The sequence below is a fragment of the Pantoea sp. Mb-10 genome (genome assembly GCF_021272205.1).
Taxonomy (GTDB): Bacteria; Pseudomonadota; Gammaproteobacteria; order Enterobacterales; family Enterobacteriaceae; genus Pantoea.
In genome coordinates this window covers 496425-510784 of the sequence record NZ_JAJSDX010000003.1, presented here as the reverse complement: position 1 = coordinate 510784, position 14360 = coordinate 496425, and the positions used below count along the sequence as shown (strand labels likewise).

The following is a 14360-nucleotide window of genomic DNA, read 5'->3' as shown; positions in this document are numbered from 1 at the left end:
TTTTTTATTTCATGCGCAGGGGCAGATCACTTCTTCTGAGCGCGCTCGAAAGAGGAGATGATTTCTGCTTTGGCGGCTTCTGCGTTATCCCAGCCGTCAACTTTCACCCATTTGCCTTTTTCCAGATCTTTGTAGTGCTCGAAGAAGTGGGTGATTTGGGCTTTCAGCAGCTCTGGCAGGTCGTTCACATCTTTGATGTGATCGTACTCTTTGCTCAGTTTGGTGTGCGGAACCGCAACCAGTTTGGCATCTTCGCCAGACTCGTCGGTCATTTTCAGCACGCCAACCGGACGGCAGCGGATCACTGAGCCTGGCTCCAGCGGATACGGGGTTGGCACCAGCACATCAACCGGGTCACCATCCAGTGACAGCGTGTGGTTGATGTAGCCGTAGTTGCACGGATAGAACATGGCGGTAGACATAAAACGGTCTACAAACAGGGCGCCAGACTCTTTGTCTACTTCATATTTGATCGGATCGGCATTGGCCGGGATCTCAATGATAACGTAGATATCTTCTGGCAGATCTTTACCTGCAGGCACCTGGTTCAAACTCATCTGGCTTTCCTTCATTAGTCGTAAGTTGAGTGACGGCTATTATAGCCAACTGACTCTGAAAGTATGCCCCCTTTTTGGCCTTTCAGAATGCTCCAAGCGCCTATTTCGCCGTGACAAACAGCGAGACGATCCCGGCGGCAATCAAGGGCCCAACCGGCACGCCGCGAAAGAAAGCCACGCCGATCACCGTGCCAATCAGCAGCCCACCGATCACGGAAGGCTGGACGCTCATAAAACTGACGCCGCGTCCTCCCAGCCAGGCGACAAAAACGCCCACGCCAATCGCCACCAGCGACTGCCAGTTGGCAAACGACTTCAGCAGCGATGAGGCAGGCAGCGTTCCGCTCGCCAGCGGTGCCATGACCGCGACGGTCAGGATAATAATGCCCACCTGAATGCCCTGTTTTTCAACCACGGGAAAGAACTGCGCCAGCGGCGTGAGCTTGATGACAAGCAGAATCAAAATCGAGATCGTCACGGCGCTGTTGTGAACGAAATAACTCAGTACGGCAAGGCAGATAAGAATAAGCGTAGAGGCATAAGCTGCCATATTTTCTCCCAAAATAATGCGCGTGCTGATAATGATCAGCACTAAGCGATTTTCACGCCCTCATTTATCAACAATCATCGGGGTTGGCGCAACTGCCTTTGTTAAGGGATTGCAGCATCAGCGCCTGATTACGTACCACGCTGACGCCCTGGTCGCCGAGCGAAAGCGCCGCCATGGTGCCCTGTGACCGGGTAAAATAGCTGCGCGTGGCGGCAAGCCAGCTATCGCGGTAGGCCAGCCAGGCGCGCTGGGCGCTGCGCAATTGCGCTTTAGGCTCACCGGTAAGCCGGGCCATCGCCTGGGCGTATTGTCGGTTCATCTCGCTGTCCCATGCCTTGTTTGCCCGGCTATAACACTGCGACAGCGCCAGGGTGCTGGATTCCGTGTTCAGGCACTGCGCCAGTTGCTGGTCGATGGGATGAGACGCCTCAGCCAGCGCGGTGCCGCTGCTGATTAACACAATAAGCAAAAGCCCTTTTTTCATGGTGATACTCCCTGGGGTTGCGTGGATGAAGCCTGAAGGCGGATGACACGTCGGCAATTGTCACCCCACTGATTGTTCAATGCAGGTAAAGTTTATGCCGTCCGCTGCCGATAATCTCACCGTTTTAGGGCCAACGGAATTCTGCCTTTTATCAAGGACACGGGTGATTAACATGATTAAAGAACTATCGATGAAAAACGGCATACGCGGTTTGCTGTTTTTTATGACGCTGTTGCTGCTGTCGGTCAGTGTGATGGGGATCTATGCCATCAACGCGGGCAATGAATCACTGCAGGCGATCAACCGCATTCAGGCGGTAGAGCTGAATAAACTGTATCAAAGCCGCTCAGAGTTAATGCGCGCGCGCGCCAATGCGGCGCTGGCGGTGCGGAAAATTGAAATTGGCCTGCTGGACGACGGCGCGAAGGTCACTAAGCAGGCTCAGGCGGCGGTTGATAGCTCACACAATTTCTTTAAAGGCTTTGTGGATGCCGGTACGGTCACCGTGAAAGGTCAAGCGCTGGTGAAGGACATCGTTTCAACCTATACCACGTACGACAAAGAGGGCATTGCGCCCATGATGTCGGCGCTGCAAAAACAATATACCGACGAATATTATCAGGTGCTGGAAGGCAAGCAGTCGCAGCTTGCCGCCAATTACTCGAAGGCGGTGAACGCGTTCAGTCAGTACGCCGATCAGGTCACCGCCGAGCGCATGCAGCAGGCGGCAGACAACGAACTTAAGATGAAAGTGCTGATTGGCATCGCCATGGCGCTGACGCTGCTGATCATCGTGCTGTCGTGGCAGTTGCTGCGTCGCTTGTTTATCGAGCCGCTTAATCATGCCATCGTGCATCTGGAGCAGATTGCTGCAGGCGACTTGTCGCAGCCGCTGCCCGAGGCCGGTAAAAATGAAATTGGTCGCCTGAACGACGCGCTGGCTAATATGCAGCTGTCGCTGCGCCAGTCGGTGAGTCAGGTACGCGAAGCCAGCCTGCAAATCGATATCGGCAGCCGCGAACTGGCGGCCGGTACGGTGAACCTGTCGCAGCGCACCGAAGCCTCTGCGGCCTCGCTGGAACAAACGGCTGCCAGCATGGAAGAGCTGACCGCTACCGTGCGCATGAACGCCAGCAACGCCCAGCAGGCCGATCAGTTAGCCAGCAATGTCTCTCAGAGCGCCGATCGCGGTGCCGAAGTGGTGGGATACGTGATGGAAAAAATGCAGGAGATCACCCACAGCGCCAATCGCATTGGCGATATCCTCAGCGTGATTGATGGCATTGCGTTTCAAACCAACATTCTGGCACTCAACGCCTCGGTGGAAGCGGCGCGAGCCGGTGAGCAGGGGCGCGGTTTTGCCGTGGTCGCCAACGAAGTGCGCACCCTGGCCGGACGCAGCGCCACCGCCGCCAAAGAGATCCGCGAACTGATTAGCGAGTCGCAGTCGCGGGTGAAAGAGGGCAGCGATATGGCAACGCGGGCGGGTGAAACCATGGATGAAATCGCCGGTGAGGTGACGCGTGTGACCTCGCTGATTAAAGAGATTGCCGTGGCGTCGCAGGAACAGAGCCGCGGCATTGAGCAGGTGAATACCGCCGTGACGCAAATGGATGAGGCCGCCCAGCAGAACGCCGCGCTGGTGGAAGAAGCCAGTGCCGCGACCCAATCGCTGGAAGCGCAGTCGCAGCAGCTGCAGGCCTCAATGGCGCAGTTCCGCGTGGCAAGCGCGTAAAAAAAAGCCCGCATGCGCGGGCTTTTTTCTTTCTTCACGTCATCAAGCGTGGCTGTCCGGGTATTCACGGATAAAGCGCTCAACGTCGTCCACCATCGCTTCGTTGCCGCAGAAGAACGGGCAGCGCTGGTGCAGGGTTTCAGGCTGGATATCCAGAATGCGATTGGCTCCGTCGCTGGCTTTACCACCCGCCTGTTCGGCAAGGAAGGCCATGGGATTGCACTCATACAGCAGACGCAGTTTGCCTTTCGGGTGGCTGGCCGTGCTGGGGTAAAGGTAGATCCCGCCTTTCAGCAGGTTGCGGTGGAAATCCGCCACCAGCGAACCAATGTAGCGCGAAGTATAAGGACGGCGCGTGGCGGCATCCTCTTCCTGACAGAACTTCAGGTATTTTTTCACGCCCTGTGGGAAGCGGATGTAGTTGCCTTCGTTTATCGAGTAGGTATAGCCCTGCTCCGGGAAGGTCATGCGCTCGTGGCTCAGGCAGAAGACGCCGAGTGACGGATCGTAAGTGAACGCGTGTACGCCAACGCCCGTGGTGTAGACCATCATGGTCGAGGAGCCGTAGACCACATAGCCCGCCGCCACTTGCTTATGGCCGGGCTGCATGAAATCCGCTTCGGTGATTGGCGTGCCGGGTTCACTGACGCGATGATAAATCGAGAAAATGGTGCCCACGGAGACGTTAACGTCGATGTTCGATGAGCCGTCCAGCGGGTCCATCAACACCACATAGCGACCGTTCTCTGATCCTTCAAAGATAACGAATTCGTCTTCTTCTTCGGAGGCAATGCCCGCGACCACACCACGCGCTTTCAGGGCCGCTTTGAGCTTTTCGTTAGCGAAAAGATCCAGCTTCATTTGCTGCTCACCCTGCACGTTCTCTACGCCGCTGGCACCGAGAATATCCACTAAGCCCGCTTTGTTGATGTCGCGGTGGATAATTTTGGCACCCAGCTTGATGGAGGAAATCAGCGCCGTCAGTTCACCTGTGGCGTGTGGAAAGTCGTGTTGCTTCTCGACGATGAATTCGCCTAACGTTTTCATAACACATTCCCTGAATCTACGGTGGAGTGGTAGCCGTGGTCACACGCTACCCACATGTGAGCGCAGTTTAGCCGATTGAACTTCAAAAACCATAGTCCTAATCCGTTTCTTCCCACTCGGCTCAAGGTTACACTGTGCGCCGAACTTTTGAGTGATAGGTCTCTTTATGCGTATTCACATCCTTGGGATTTGCGGCACCTTTATGGGCGGGCTGGCCGTGCTGGCCCGCTCGCTGGGACACGAAGTAACCGGTTCAGATGCCAACGTTTACCCGCCGATGAGCACGCTGCTTGAACAGCAAGGTATTGAATTAACAGAAGGTTATGAGCCAAGCCAGCTTGAGCCTGCGCCGGACTTAGTGATCATTGGCAACGCCATGACGCGCGGCAATCCCTGCGTGGAAGCGGTACTGGAGCGGAACATTCCTTACCTGTCTGGCCCGCAGTGGCTGCACGATTTCGTGCTGCGCGACCGCTGGGTTGTCGCGGTCGCCGGTACGCACGGTAAAACCACCACCGCCGGCATGGCAGCGTGGATTCTGGAGGCCTGCGGGCTGGAACCGGGCTTTATTATCGGTGGCGTACCGGGCAACTTCGACGTTTCGGCAAAATTAGGAAAAAGCCCATTCTTCGTTATTGAAGCCGACGAGTACGACAGCGCCTTCTTCGACAAGCGATCCAAGTTTGTGCACTACTGCCCGCGCACGCTGATCCTGAATAATCTGGAGTTCGATCACGCGGACATCTTTGACGATCTGCGCGCCATCCAGAAGCAGTTCCACCATTTGATCCGCATCGTGCCCGGTCAGGGGAAAATTTTACTGCCGGAACACGATCCGCATCTGCGTCAGGTGATGGCGATGGGCTGCTGGAGCGAGCAGGAGACGGTGGGCGATAACGGCCAGTGGCAGGCAAAAAAAGTGACGCCGGATGCCTCCCAGTGGGAAGTGTGGCTGGCGGGTGAAAAAGTGGCTGAGGTGAACTGGGGCCTGGTGGGCGAGCACAACATGCACAATGGCCTGATGGCGATTGCGGCGGCGCGTCACGTTGGGGTGAAACCCGAGGATGCCGGTGAGGCGCTGAGCCGCTTCATCAACGCCCGTCGTCGCCTGGAGCTGCGCGGCGAGGTGAACGCCATCAAGGTCTATGACGATTTTGCGCATCATCCTACGGCTATTCACGCCACGCTGGCGGCGCTGCGCAGCAAGGTTGGCGGCACGGCGCGCATCCTGGCGGTGCTGGAACCGCGCTCCAATACCATGAAAATGGGCGTTAGCAAAAACGATCTGGCGCCGTCGCTGGGTCGCGCCGACGAAGTATTCCTGTTCCAGCCGCACCATATTCCGTGGCAGGTTTCCGATGTGGCCGAGGCGTGCATGCAGCCTGCGCACTGGAGTGCCGATATTGATGCGCTGGTGGAAATGGTGGCGAAAGCGGCTCAGCCGGGCGATTCAATTCTGGTGATGAGCAACGGCGGTTTCGGCGGTATTCACCAAAAGCTATTAGATCGCTTAGGGAAATGAGAAGAGGGCGCCCGTATGGGCGCCCTGCGCGCGATCAGGCTTCGGCCAGTTCGCGTAAATACTGAAAGATCTGACGCGCAGACTTAGGCGGCTTATTGGCCGCTTTTTCTTTTTGCGCATTGCGGATCATGCTGCGCAGCTGCTGACGATCGGCGTGCGGATAGAGGTTAATCACCTCCGCCACCGCGTCATCGCCTTTTTCCACTAAGCGATCGCGCAGCTGTTCCAGTTTGTGAAACAGCGCCACCTGCTGGTTATGGCGATTTTTCAGTTTATCCAGCGCCTGGCGAATCGGCTCCTCGTCACGCTGACGCAGCATCTTACCAATCAGCTGAAGCTGACGGCGGCGGCCTTCCATTTTAATGCGCTGTGCCAGTTCGATCGCGGTACGCAGATCTTCATCCAGCGGGATCTTATCGAGGGAATTTTTTCCCAGTTCAACGAGCTCGGCACCCAGGCGTTTCAGCTCTTCGGCATCGCGCTTAATTTCACTTTTACTGACCCAAATAATCTCTTCTTCATCATCTTCTTGATTATCAGGCACATCGTCGAGCCAGTCATCGGGCTGCTTGGTCATCTTTTGGCTCCCTAAAAAAAGAGGCTAATCCTACCAGTTTATCGGGTGACTGCGAAATTGTTCTCTGAGTCTGATAGACTCACTACATTCATACTTAAGATTAGACGGCAGGTCGATGAACGTATCTACTCAGGTTGCAGAACAACGTAAAGTGTTGGAACAGGCTGTCGCGCAGGCGCTTGAGTTGGCCAAAGCGGCCACAGACGGTGCCGAAGTGGCGGTGAGCAAAACCACCGGCATTGGCGTGAGCACCCGCTACGGCGAAGTGGAAAATGTCGAATTCAACAGCGATGGTGCGCTGGGTATCACCGTTTATCATCAGAACCGTAAGGGCAGCGCCTCGTCGACCGATCTCAGCCCGGAGGCGATCAAACGCACCGTGCAGGCGGCGATCGACATCGCGCGCTATACCTCAGCCGATCCTTTTGCCGCCCCGGCGGATCGCGATCTGCTGGCGTTTGACGCCCCGGATCTCGATCTCTATCACCCTTGGGAGATCGACGCCGATCGCGCCATCGAGCTCGCTGCGCAGGCGGAAGAGGCTGCGCTGAAAGCCGATAAGCGTATCACCAATACCGAAGGTGGCAGTTTTAACAGTCACGTTGGCATCAAAGTGTTTGGCAACAGCCACGGAATGTTGCAGAGCTACTGCTCAAGCCGCCACTCGCTGTCGAGCAGCGTCATCGCCGAGCAGGACGGCAACATGGAGCGTGATTACGCCTATACCATGGCGCGCGCCTTCGACGAATTGCACAGCCCGGAATGGGTGGGCAGCGAGTGCGCACGTCGCGTATTGTCGCGCCTGGCGCCGCGTAAACTTCCTACCATGAAAGCGCCGGTGCTGTTTGCCCCTGAAGTGGCGACCGGCCTGTTCGGCCACCTGGTGGGCATGATCAGCGGCAGCAGCGTGTACCGCAAATCCACCTTTTTGCTCGATGCGCTGGGTAAACAGATTCTGCCGGAGTGGCTGACCATTTCGGAGCAGCCGCATCTGCTAAAAGGGCTGGCCTCTACACCGTTTGACAGCGAAGGCGTGCGCACTGAAGCGCGCGACATCATTAAAGATGGCGTACTGCAAACCTGGCTGCTGACCAGCTATTCGGCGCGCAAGCTCGGTTTGAAAAGCACCGGCCATGCGGGCGGCATCCACAACTGGCGCATTGCCGGTCAGGGCCACAGCTTTGACGATCTCATTAAGCAAATGGATCGCGGCCTGGTGGTGACAGAAATGATGGGGTCCAGCATCAGCGCCATGACTGGTGACTACTCGCGCGGCGCGGCCGGTTTCTGGGTCGAGAACGGCGAAATTCAGTACCCGGTGAGTGAAATCACCATTGCGGGCAACCTCAAAGAGATGTGGCGCAATATCGTCACCGTAGGCGACGATATTGAAACCCGCAGCAATATCCAGTGCGGTTCAGTGCTGCTGCCGGAGATGAAGATCGCCGGTCAGTAAGCGCCGCGTGTTAGAAAGCAGCCTGCGGGCTGCTTTTTTTTGCGCGGCGTTTTCCCCTTTCGTCCTGTCCCCCTTTGCCGGGTCAGACAAACGTCAAAAAATTGTTAAAACCACGTTATTACCCTCTGCCGTTTTGCTTGCTTTCCCGCTACTCTGTTGGAAGCCTTAACCCACAACAATTAAAAGGACAGACCAATGCGTAAGCATGTGATTGCAATGTTATCCCTCGCGCTGTTCGCAGGCAGTACGGCTGCGTATGCCGCTGACTTAGAAAAAGACATGGACACCCTGAAAGATGGGCTGAGCGTCGTGAAGAAAACCTCCGATGCCAAAGAGATGCAAACGGCGCTGGGCAAAATGCGCGCCGCCGCGGAAGATGCGAAAAAATCTACGCCGGACAAGCTGGAAGGTCAGCCTGCCGACAGCGCGCAAGTGAAGGACTATCACGCCGGCCTGGATTCGCTGATTGCGCAGATCGATAAAGTGGACCAGCTGGCAAAAGCCAACAAGCTGGACGAAGCCAAAACCGAAGCGAAGAAACTGGAAGAGATTCGCAACGTTAACCATAAGAAATTCCGCTAATTCGTCAGGCCAGCCTCCGGGCTGGCCTGCTTATCGCCCCGCCACGCGCACGCATCGCCGCTTTTCCCCCGCCAGACCGCACGACCCCTTCTCTTTTTAATGCCGGATTGCACAAGGCACGCGCCTTGCGATCTTACGCACGCGCGCGCCTGAGATTTCCACTTTGAGGTGGAAAAGATGCGTCTCCACAGCGCGCGGCGGAAGGCGTACTTTCCGGTGATGGCGAAATATCGGGCAATGTCCGCTGTAACAGGAGTTCAGGGTGAGGAGTGAAGCTGTCCCGCTGCCCCAGAATACGTCGGAAGCGATTGAGACGCTGACGGAGAAGGCACTGCAGCAGATTAAGGCGATCTACGCCGCGCATCGGATCCATCCCGACGCCGTCCAGCAGCAGATGCTGGCGTCGCACGTGCGGGCCATGGCGGTGCGATCCCTCACCGGAGAGGCGCTCCCCGAGGTGGAAGCCGATCTGTTTGACGAGATCGCCCCTGACACGCTGGCGCTGGCGCAGCAGATTGTGGACCTGTTCGGCAATTTGCCGGTGGAAGAAGCCTGGCTGCTGTCGGTGCATATCGAAGTGGCAAAAACCAACCAAGTATAACGAGGGGAACAACATGGTCACTGTGGTCATTGGCGATCGTTTGGGTAAAGGGCAGAAAGTGGCGGCTGGCATTGAAAAGGCCGGCGGACGGGCGGTAGTGGTGCCTGGCGTCGCGGCAGACATGAAGTTAGGGGACGTGATGAAAGCCGAGAACGCAGATTTTGGCATCTCGTTTTGCGGCAGCGGCGGCGCGGGCGCTATCACCGCGCAAAGCAAATATGGCTACAAGGCCAAACACGGCATGCGTTCTATTGATGAAGGCGTCACCGCCATCAATGAGGGCGCGACGGTGCTCGGCTTCGGCTTTATGGACAAAGAGGAGCTGGGTGAGCGCCTGGTGCAGGCTTGGGCAAAAAAACACGGCAGCTAAGTATGAAACAGCATTATGAAACCCAGGTCAGCGTTCAGGGCAGCGGCGACACCAAAGCCAAAGCGTTTGCCGACGCGCTTAGCCAGGTTCAGCAGCAGGTGCTACGCAGCAGCCAGCAAGTCCTGCTGCGCATTGAACCGCAGGATGTGCGCATCGTGCGCGCACACGAAGCGGTGCGCACGGAGCGGTTTCTGTTTTTCTTCCTGCCGCGCGTCAAGCGGCACTATCGCGTGGAGCTGGCGATCACCGTCAGCGTGACGGCTATCGATACCGAGCAGGTGGCCTTTACCGCCGGCGCCTAACGGCCGCCGCGGCGCTCACCGGCGGCACGCGGTCATGTTGTTCACTGCGTTCACTACCTGCCGCAGACCGGGCGTGCTGGGCACGAAAAATGACAACAACAATCAAGGGCCAACATCATGTTTTTCATCATTTTGTTTAAGTCTTTAATCATCGGTGGGCTGGTCGGCGTGGGCGTCGGCGCGGGTGCCGCGCGCATGTTCCACGCGCCGGTCACGCAGGGCATGGGCGCATTCCGTACCCTGGGCGAGCTCAATGCCTGCGAAGGCGATCCCGCCTCTCACTTCTCCTTCGGCCTCGGCTTTTTCTTTAACGCCTGGGCATCGTCTGTGGCAGCGGGCTCGTTTACCCAGGATGTTGATCACCGCATTCTGCCGAACTGGGGCGCGGCGGCGCTGATGGTGAAAAACCGTAATCTGGCGGAGACGCTGCATAACCCAAAACGCATGGCGCTGGCCTGCGGCATCATCGGCGCCATCGTGGTGGCTTTCCTAAACAGTACCGCCTCTGCGGTGCCGGCGGCGCTGCAGGTCACGGCAGTGAAAGTGCTGGTGCCCGCGGCGAACCTGCTGGTCAACACCGTGATGCCGGTGATTTTCTGGCTGGCGGCCATTGATGCCGGTAAAAAATCGGGCTTTTGGGCAACGATTTTTGGCGGACTTGCCCAGCTCATCATGGGCAATGCGGTACCCGGCCTGGTGCTGGGCATTCTGATTGGCAAAGGCGTTGAAGAGAGCGGCTGGAACCGCGTTACCGCCGTGATGATGACGGCCATTGTGCTGCTGTTTGTGCTGAGCGGCTTCTTCCGCGGCTTTGACATGAAGCTGCTGCAATCCTTCCAGCTGGGCATTCCGGGCTGGCTGGATGCTATACACAACAGCCTGAGTGGCAAATAAGGAGCCTGTTATGCACAACGATAAACCCCACGCTGGCTTTTGGTATGCCGACTGGTCTTTCCCGCTGTTTGTCGGGCTGCTCTCTTCCGGCGTGTTCGCCGGCACGCACATGTATTACCTCTACGGCATTGGCGCCTTCAACGAGGTAGCGTTTGTTTCCATGCTGCGGGCCGGTATCGAAACCGGTACCTACGGCGCGGTAGCGGCGTTTGGCGCCAGCTTTCTGTTTGCACGCATCATCGAAGGCTCGCTGGTGGGCATTCTGGATATCGGCGGGGCGATTCAAACCGGCGTCGGGCTGGGCGTGCCCGCGCTGCTGCTGGGCGCAGGCATGGTGTTCCCCGTGGCGAACTTTGCCGCCTCGCTGGCAACCGGGCTGGTGATTGGCGTGGCGATTGGCTATGTGATTATCCTCGCGCGTAAGTTCACCATCAATCAGAGCGACTCGACCTACGGGGCTGACGTCATGATGGGCGCCGGTAATGCCTCCGGCCGTTTTCTGGGGCCGCTGATCATTCTGTCGGCCATGGCGGCCTCCATCCCCATCGGGCTGGGTTCGCTGGCGGGCGCGCTGCTGTTCTATCTCTGGAATAAGCCCATTACCGGCGGCGCGATCTTGGGCGCCATGGTGCTGGGCGCCTTTTTCCCGGTATCGCTCTAAGGCCATGGGCCCGCAAGGAGAAAGCATGTTCGATATGATTTTACGCCGCGCCCGGCTGTGCGATGCGCGACAGGTGGATATCGCCCTGCTGCGGGGCAAAATCGCCGCCGTGGGCGAGGTGCAGGGCGCGGCGCGGCAGGAGCGCGATCTGGCCGGGCGCTGTTACGTTAGCGCTGGCTGGATCGACAGCCACGTGCACTGCTATCCCCGCTCGCCGATCTACCACGATACGCCCGATGCCGTGGGGATCGCGCAGGGTGTGACCACGGTAGTGGATGCGGGCAGTACCGGTGCCGACCAGATCGACGATTTCTATCAGCTCACGCGCAGCGCCGCCACCGACGTGCGTGCGCTGCTCAACATCGCGCGCACCGGCATCGTCACGCAGCAAGAGCTCGCCGATATGGCGCAGATTGACGGCGACGCGGTGGTGCAGGCGGTGCAGCGCCATCCTGCGTTCATTGTTGGCCTGAAAGCACGCATGAGCAGCAGCGTCGTCGGCGACAACGGTATTGCACCGCTGATACGCGCCAAGGCGATGCAGCAGGCGGTGGGCCATTTGCCGCTGATGGTGCACATCGGTAACGCACCGCCGACGCTGGACGCCATCGCCGAGCACTTAACCGCAGGCGACATCCTTACCCACTGCTTTAACGGCAAGCCCAATCGCCTGTTATCGCCGCAGGGAGAACTGAAGGCCTCGGTACAACAGGCGCTCGCGCGCGGCGTCCGGCTGGACGTGGGGCACGGCAGCGCCAGCTTCAGTTTTGCCGTCGCGCGCCAGGCCATCGCCCTCGGCATCCTGCCGGACACCATTAGCTCAGATATCTACTGCCGTAACCGGCTGCATGGCCCGGTACGCAGCCTGGCGCATGTGATGTCGAAATTTCTTCACCTTGGCATGACGCTGCCGCAGGTGATCGCCTGCGTGACCGCGCACGCGGCGGCAGCGCTGCGCTTATCGACAAAAGGCCAGCTACTGCCCGGCTTTGACGCCGATCTGACGCTGTTTCGCCTCAACGAAGCGGCGCACCCGTTTGTGGATGCCGAGGGTGAACAGGTCTTGGGCCAGCAATATCTGCAGCCACTGGCCGCGATCGTCGCGGGCCGGTGGTATCTGACTGAGGAAGGAAAAGCCAATCATGTCTTCGATTTATGAAAAGTATGGCCTAAAGCAGGTCATCAATGCGTCGGGCCGTATGACCGTGCTTGGCGTGTCCACGCCCGCCGCCAGCGTGGTGGATACCGTGTGCTACGGCTTGAATCACTATTTTGAAATGTCCGACCTGGTGAATAAAACCGGCGCGTATATCGCCTCGCTGCTGGAAGTGGATAACGCGGTGGTGGTGTCGTGCGCGTCATCGGGCCTGGCGCAATCGGTGGCAGCGGTGATTGTCAAAGACGACGAGTGGCTGCTGGAAAACCTGCACGCCGCGCCGCTGAGCGTCGCGCACGATATCGTGGTGCCGAAAGGTCACAACGTGAACTACGGGGTACCGGTGGGCACCATGGTGGCGCTGGGCGGTGGACGCCTCATCGAGGCGGGATACAGCAACGAGTGCTCCCCGGCACAGTTGGCTGCGGCCATCACGCCTACCACCGCGGCGCTGCTGTACGTGAAATCCCATCACTGTGTGCAAAAGAGCCATCTGAGTGTCGCGCAGGCAGCGGAAGTGGCGCGCGCGCACGGCGTGCCGCTGATTGTCGATGCCGCCGCGGAGGAAGATCTCCACAGCTATTACCGCGCGGGGGCCGATCTGGTGATCTACAGCGGCGCCAAAGCGCTTGAAGGGCCTACCAGCGGGCTGGTGATCGGACGCAGGCAGTATGTTGAGTGGGTCAAGCGGCAAAATCGCGGCATTGGTCGCGCCATGAAAGTGGGTAAAGAGGGCATTCTGGGGCTGACGCAGGCGATTGAAGATTATCTGCGCCAGCCGAAAACCACCGGAGCGGAGATGGTGACGAAAATGACGCCGTTTATCGAGAACCTGAATACGCTACCCGGAGTGAGCGCGCGCGTGGTCTGGGACGCCGCCGGACGTGATATCGCCCGCGCGGAGATCGCCTTTGACCAGGCCGCTATCGGCACCTCCACCGCTGCGCTGGTGCAGGCGCTACAGCGCGGCGACACCGCCATCTATTTTCGCGGTTACAAAGCCAATGAAGGCATTATTGAAGCCGATGTGCGCAGCGTCAGCGCCGCGCAGCTCCACGTCATTTTCACCGCTATCCAACACCTGCTGGGGGAGGAGATCCGCACATGACGCTGACGCCAAATTTCTATCAAAACCGTGTCTGCCTTAACGTGCTGGCAGGATCAAAGCAAAATGCCACCGATATCTGGCAGGCGGCCGAAGGGCACGTGCTGGTGGGCGTGCTGTCAAAAAACTATGTCTCCTGCGAGGCGGCCATTGCCGACATGCGCGACTATGCGGCACGCATTGACAATGCGCTCTCGGTGGGCCTTGGCGCAGGGGATCCCAATCAGTCTGCCATGGTCAGCGAGATTGCGGCCGCGCTGCAGCCGCAGCACGTGAATCAGGTTTTTACCGGCGTGGCCACCACGCGGGCGCGGCTGGGCCAGCCACACACCGTGGTGAATGGTCTGGTGTCGCCCACCGGCACGCCCGGGCGGGTAAAAATCTCTACCGGGCCGCGCAGTTCAGCAGGCGAGGACGCGGTCGTGCCGATCGCCAGTGCGATTGCGCTGCTGCAAGACATGGGCGGCAGCTCGCTGAAATATTTCCCGATGGGCGGCCTGAGCGCGGTGGCGGAGTACCGTGCGGTGGCGGAGGCTTGTGCGCGATACGATTTTTGGCTGGAGCCCACCGGTGGTATCGATCTCGATAATTTCGCTGAGATTGTGCGCATTGCGCTGGAGGCGGGCGTCAGCAAAGTCATCCCACACGTTTACAGCGCGATTATCGACAGCGCCAGCGGCGATACGCGCGTTGACGACGTGCGCCAGCTTCTGGCAACGTGCAAAAGTCTGTTGTAATCCACCCACCACAGGTGAGGCTCC

Annotated in this window: 17 protein-coding genes; 12 read left to right on the top strand and 5 right to left on the bottom strand. The window is 58.4% G+C overall.

Annotated elements, in window-relative coordinates:
* Positions 1 to 26 precede the first annotated feature (26 nt).
* The 3 genes from ppa to LU196_RS08430 form a co-directional block, all read right to left on the bottom strand.
* Positions 27 to 557 (bottom strand): inorganic diphosphatase, encoded by a 531-nt coding sequence (gene ppa / locus LU196_RS08440; RefSeq protein WP_232758325.1) that lies wholly within the window; start codon positions 555 to 557, stop codon positions 27 to 29.
* A 100-nt stretch (positions 558 to 657) separates the two neighbouring features.
* Positions 658 to 1107, bottom strand: coding sequence for a DUF441 domain-containing protein (locus LU196_RS08435; protein ID WP_232758326.1), 450 nt, complete (start codon positions 1105 to 1107; stop codon positions 658 to 660).
* A 67-nt stretch (positions 1108 to 1174) separates the two neighbouring features.
* Entirely contained in the window at positions 1175 to 1591 is a 417-nt protein-coding gene (locus tag LU196_RS08430; RefSeq protein WP_232758327.1) for a lysozyme inhibitor LprI family protein, read from the bottom strand.
* Between the two features lie 175 nt (positions 1592 to 1766).
* On the opposite strand from LU196_RS08430, the gene LU196_RS08425 reads away from it, so the two are divergent.
* Positions 1767 to 3326 carry a methyl-accepting chemotaxis protein gene (locus tag LU196_RS08425; protein WP_232758891.1) on the top strand — a complete coding sequence of 520 codons (1560 nt, stop codon included), beginning with the start codon at positions 1767 to 1769 and terminating at the stop codon, positions 3324 to 3326.
* Between the two features lie 42 nt (positions 3327 to 3368).
* Here LU196_RS08425 and fbp read toward each other — a convergent pair whose 3' ends face one another.
* On the bottom strand, positions 3369 to 4373 hold the full coding sequence (gene fbp, locus LU196_RS08420) for a class 1 fructose-bisphosphatase (protein ID WP_232758328.1): 1005 nt from the start codon (positions 4371 to 4373) through the stop codon (positions 3369 to 3371).
* Positions 4374 to 4539: 166 nt separating this feature from the next.
* On the opposite strand from fbp, the gene mpl reads away from it, so the two are divergent.
* Positions 4540 to 5895, top strand: coding sequence for a UDP-N-acetylmuramate:L-alanyl-gamma-D-glutamyl-meso-diaminopimelate ligase (gene mpl, locus LU196_RS08415; protein ID WP_232758329.1), 1356 nt, complete (start codon positions 4540 to 4542; stop codon positions 5893 to 5895).
* A gap of 34 nt (positions 5896 to 5929) precedes the next feature.
* On the opposite strand, the gene yjgA is transcribed toward mpl, so the two are convergent.
* Positions 5930 to 6472: a ribosome biogenesis factor YjgA gene (gene yjgA / locus LU196_RS08410; protein WP_232758330.1), complete on the bottom strand. Its 543-nt coding sequence runs from the start codon at positions 6470 to 6472 to the stop codon at positions 5930 to 5932.
* Positions 6473 to 6587: 115 nt separating this feature from the next.
* Between yjgA and pmbA the strand changes: the two genes are divergently transcribed.
* The 10 genes from pmbA to dagF all read left to right on the top strand — a co-directional run bounded on the left by pmbA (position 6588) and on the right by dagF (position 14336).
* Positions 6588 to 7928 (top strand): metalloprotease PmbA, encoded by a 1341-nt coding sequence (pmbA, locus tag LU196_RS08405; protein WP_232758331.1) that lies wholly within the window; start codon positions 6588 to 6590, stop codon positions 7926 to 7928.
* Positions 7929 to 8123: 195 nt separating this feature from the next.
* Positions 8124 to 8510, top strand: a complete 387-nt coding sequence (cybC, locus tag LU196_RS08400) for a cytochrome b562 (protein ID WP_232758332.1) — start codon at positions 8124 to 8126, stop codon at positions 8508 to 8510.
* A 262-nt stretch (positions 8511 to 8772) separates the two neighbouring features.
* The gene (locus tag LU196_RS08395) at positions 8773 to 9111 is read left to right on the top strand and encodes a glycine dehydrogenase (protein ID WP_232758333.1); all 339 of its coding nucleotides are present in this window, start codon (positions 8773 to 8775) and stop codon (positions 9109 to 9111) included.
* A gap of 13 nt (positions 9112 to 9124) precedes the next feature.
* Complete coding sequence (locus tag LU196_RS08390; protein ID WP_232758334.1) at positions 9125 to 9481, top strand: glycine-rich SFCGS family protein; 357 nt, start codon at positions 9125 to 9127, stop codon at positions 9479 to 9481.
* A gap of 2 nt (positions 9482 to 9483) precedes the next feature.
* Entirely contained in the window at positions 9484 to 9783 is a 300-nt protein-coding gene (locus LU196_RS08385; RefSeq protein WP_232758335.1) for a DUF4312 family protein, read from the top strand.
* 117 nt (positions 9784 to 9900) lie between these two features.
* Complete coding sequence (locus tag LU196_RS08380; RefSeq protein ID WP_232758336.1) at positions 9901 to 10677, top strand: DUF4311 domain-containing protein; 777 nt, start codon at positions 9901 to 9903, stop codon at positions 10675 to 10677.
* A gap of 10 nt (positions 10678 to 10687) precedes the next feature.
* Positions 10688 to 11338, top strand: a complete 651-nt coding sequence (locus LU196_RS08375; RefSeq protein WP_232758337.1) for a DUF4310 family protein — start codon at positions 10688 to 10690, stop codon at positions 11336 to 11338.
* Positions 11339 to 11363: 25 nt separating this feature from the next.
* Entirely contained in the window at positions 11364 to 12497 is a 1134-nt protein-coding gene (locus LU196_RS08370; RefSeq protein WP_232758338.1) for an amidohydrolase/deacetylase family metallohydrolase, read from the top strand.
* Complete coding sequence (locus tag LU196_RS08365) at positions 12481 to 13602, top strand: DgaE family pyridoxal phosphate-dependent ammonia lyase (protein ID WP_232758339.1); 1122 nt, start codon at positions 12481 to 12483, stop codon at positions 13600 to 13602. Before LU196_RS08370 ends, LU196_RS08365 begins: the two co-directional genes overlap by 17 nt.
* Entirely contained in the window at positions 13599 to 14336 is a 738-nt protein-coding gene (gene dagF / locus LU196_RS08360) for a 2-dehydro-3-deoxy-phosphogluconate aldolase (RefSeq protein WP_232758340.1), read from the top strand. The genes LU196_RS08365 and dagF overlap by 4 nt, the downstream gene beginning before the upstream one ends.
* The last annotated feature ends 24 nt before the right edge of the window (positions 14337 to 14360 follow it).

Coding starts and splice junctions, on each gene's coding strand:
- ppa (WP_232758325.1), bottom strand. CDS start 557: ATGAGTTTGAACCAGGTGCCTGCAGGTAAAGATCTGCCAGAAGATATC.
- LU196_RS08435 (WP_232758326.1), bottom strand. CDS start 1,107: ATGGCAGCTTATGCCTCTACGCTTATTCTTATCTGCCTTGCCGTACTG.
- LU196_RS08430 (WP_232758327.1), bottom strand. CDS start 1,591: ATGAAAAAAGGGCTTTTGCTTATTGTGTTAATCAGCAGCGGCACCGCG.
- fbp (WP_232758328.1), bottom strand. CDS start 4,373: ATGAAAACGTTAGGCGAATTCATCGTCGAGAAGCAACACGACTTTCCA.
- mpl (WP_232758329.1), top strand. CDS start 4,540: ATGCGTATTCACATCCTTGGGATTTGCGGCACCTTTATGGGCGGGCTG.
- yjgA (WP_232758330.1), bottom strand. CDS start 6,472: ATGACCAAGCAGCCCGATGACTGGCTCGACGATGTGCCTGATAATCAA.
- pmbA (WP_232758331.1), top strand. CDS start 6,588: ATGAACGTATCTACTCAGGTTGCAGAACAACGTAAAGTGTTGGAACAG.
- cybC (WP_232758332.1), top strand. CDS start 8,124: ATGCGTAAGCATGTGATTGCAATGTTATCCCTCGCGCTGTTCGCAGGC.
- LU196_RS08390 (WP_232758334.1), top strand. CDS start 9,125: ATGGTCACTGTGGTCATTGGCGATCGTTTGGGTAAAGGGCAGAAAGTG.
- LU196_RS08385 (WP_232758335.1), top strand. CDS start 9,484: ATGAAACAGCATTATGAAACCCAGGTCAGCGTTCAGGGCAGCGGCGAC.
- LU196_RS08380 (WP_232758336.1), top strand. CDS start 9,901: ATGTTTTTCATCATTTTGTTTAAGTCTTTAATCATCGGTGGGCTGGTC.
- LU196_RS08375 (WP_232758337.1), top strand. CDS start 10,688: ATGCACAACGATAAACCCCACGCTGGCTTTTGGTATGCCGACTGGTCT.
- LU196_RS08370 (WP_232758338.1), top strand. CDS start 11,364: ATGTTCGATATGATTTTACGCCGCGCCCGGCTGTGCGATGCGCGACAG.
- LU196_RS08365 (WP_232758339.1), top strand. CDS start 12,481: ATGTCTTCGATTTATGAAAAGTATGGCCTAAAGCAGGTCATCAATGCG.
- dagF (WP_232758340.1), top strand. CDS start 13,599: ATGACGCTGACGCCAAATTTCTATCAAAACCGTGTCTGCCTTAACGTG.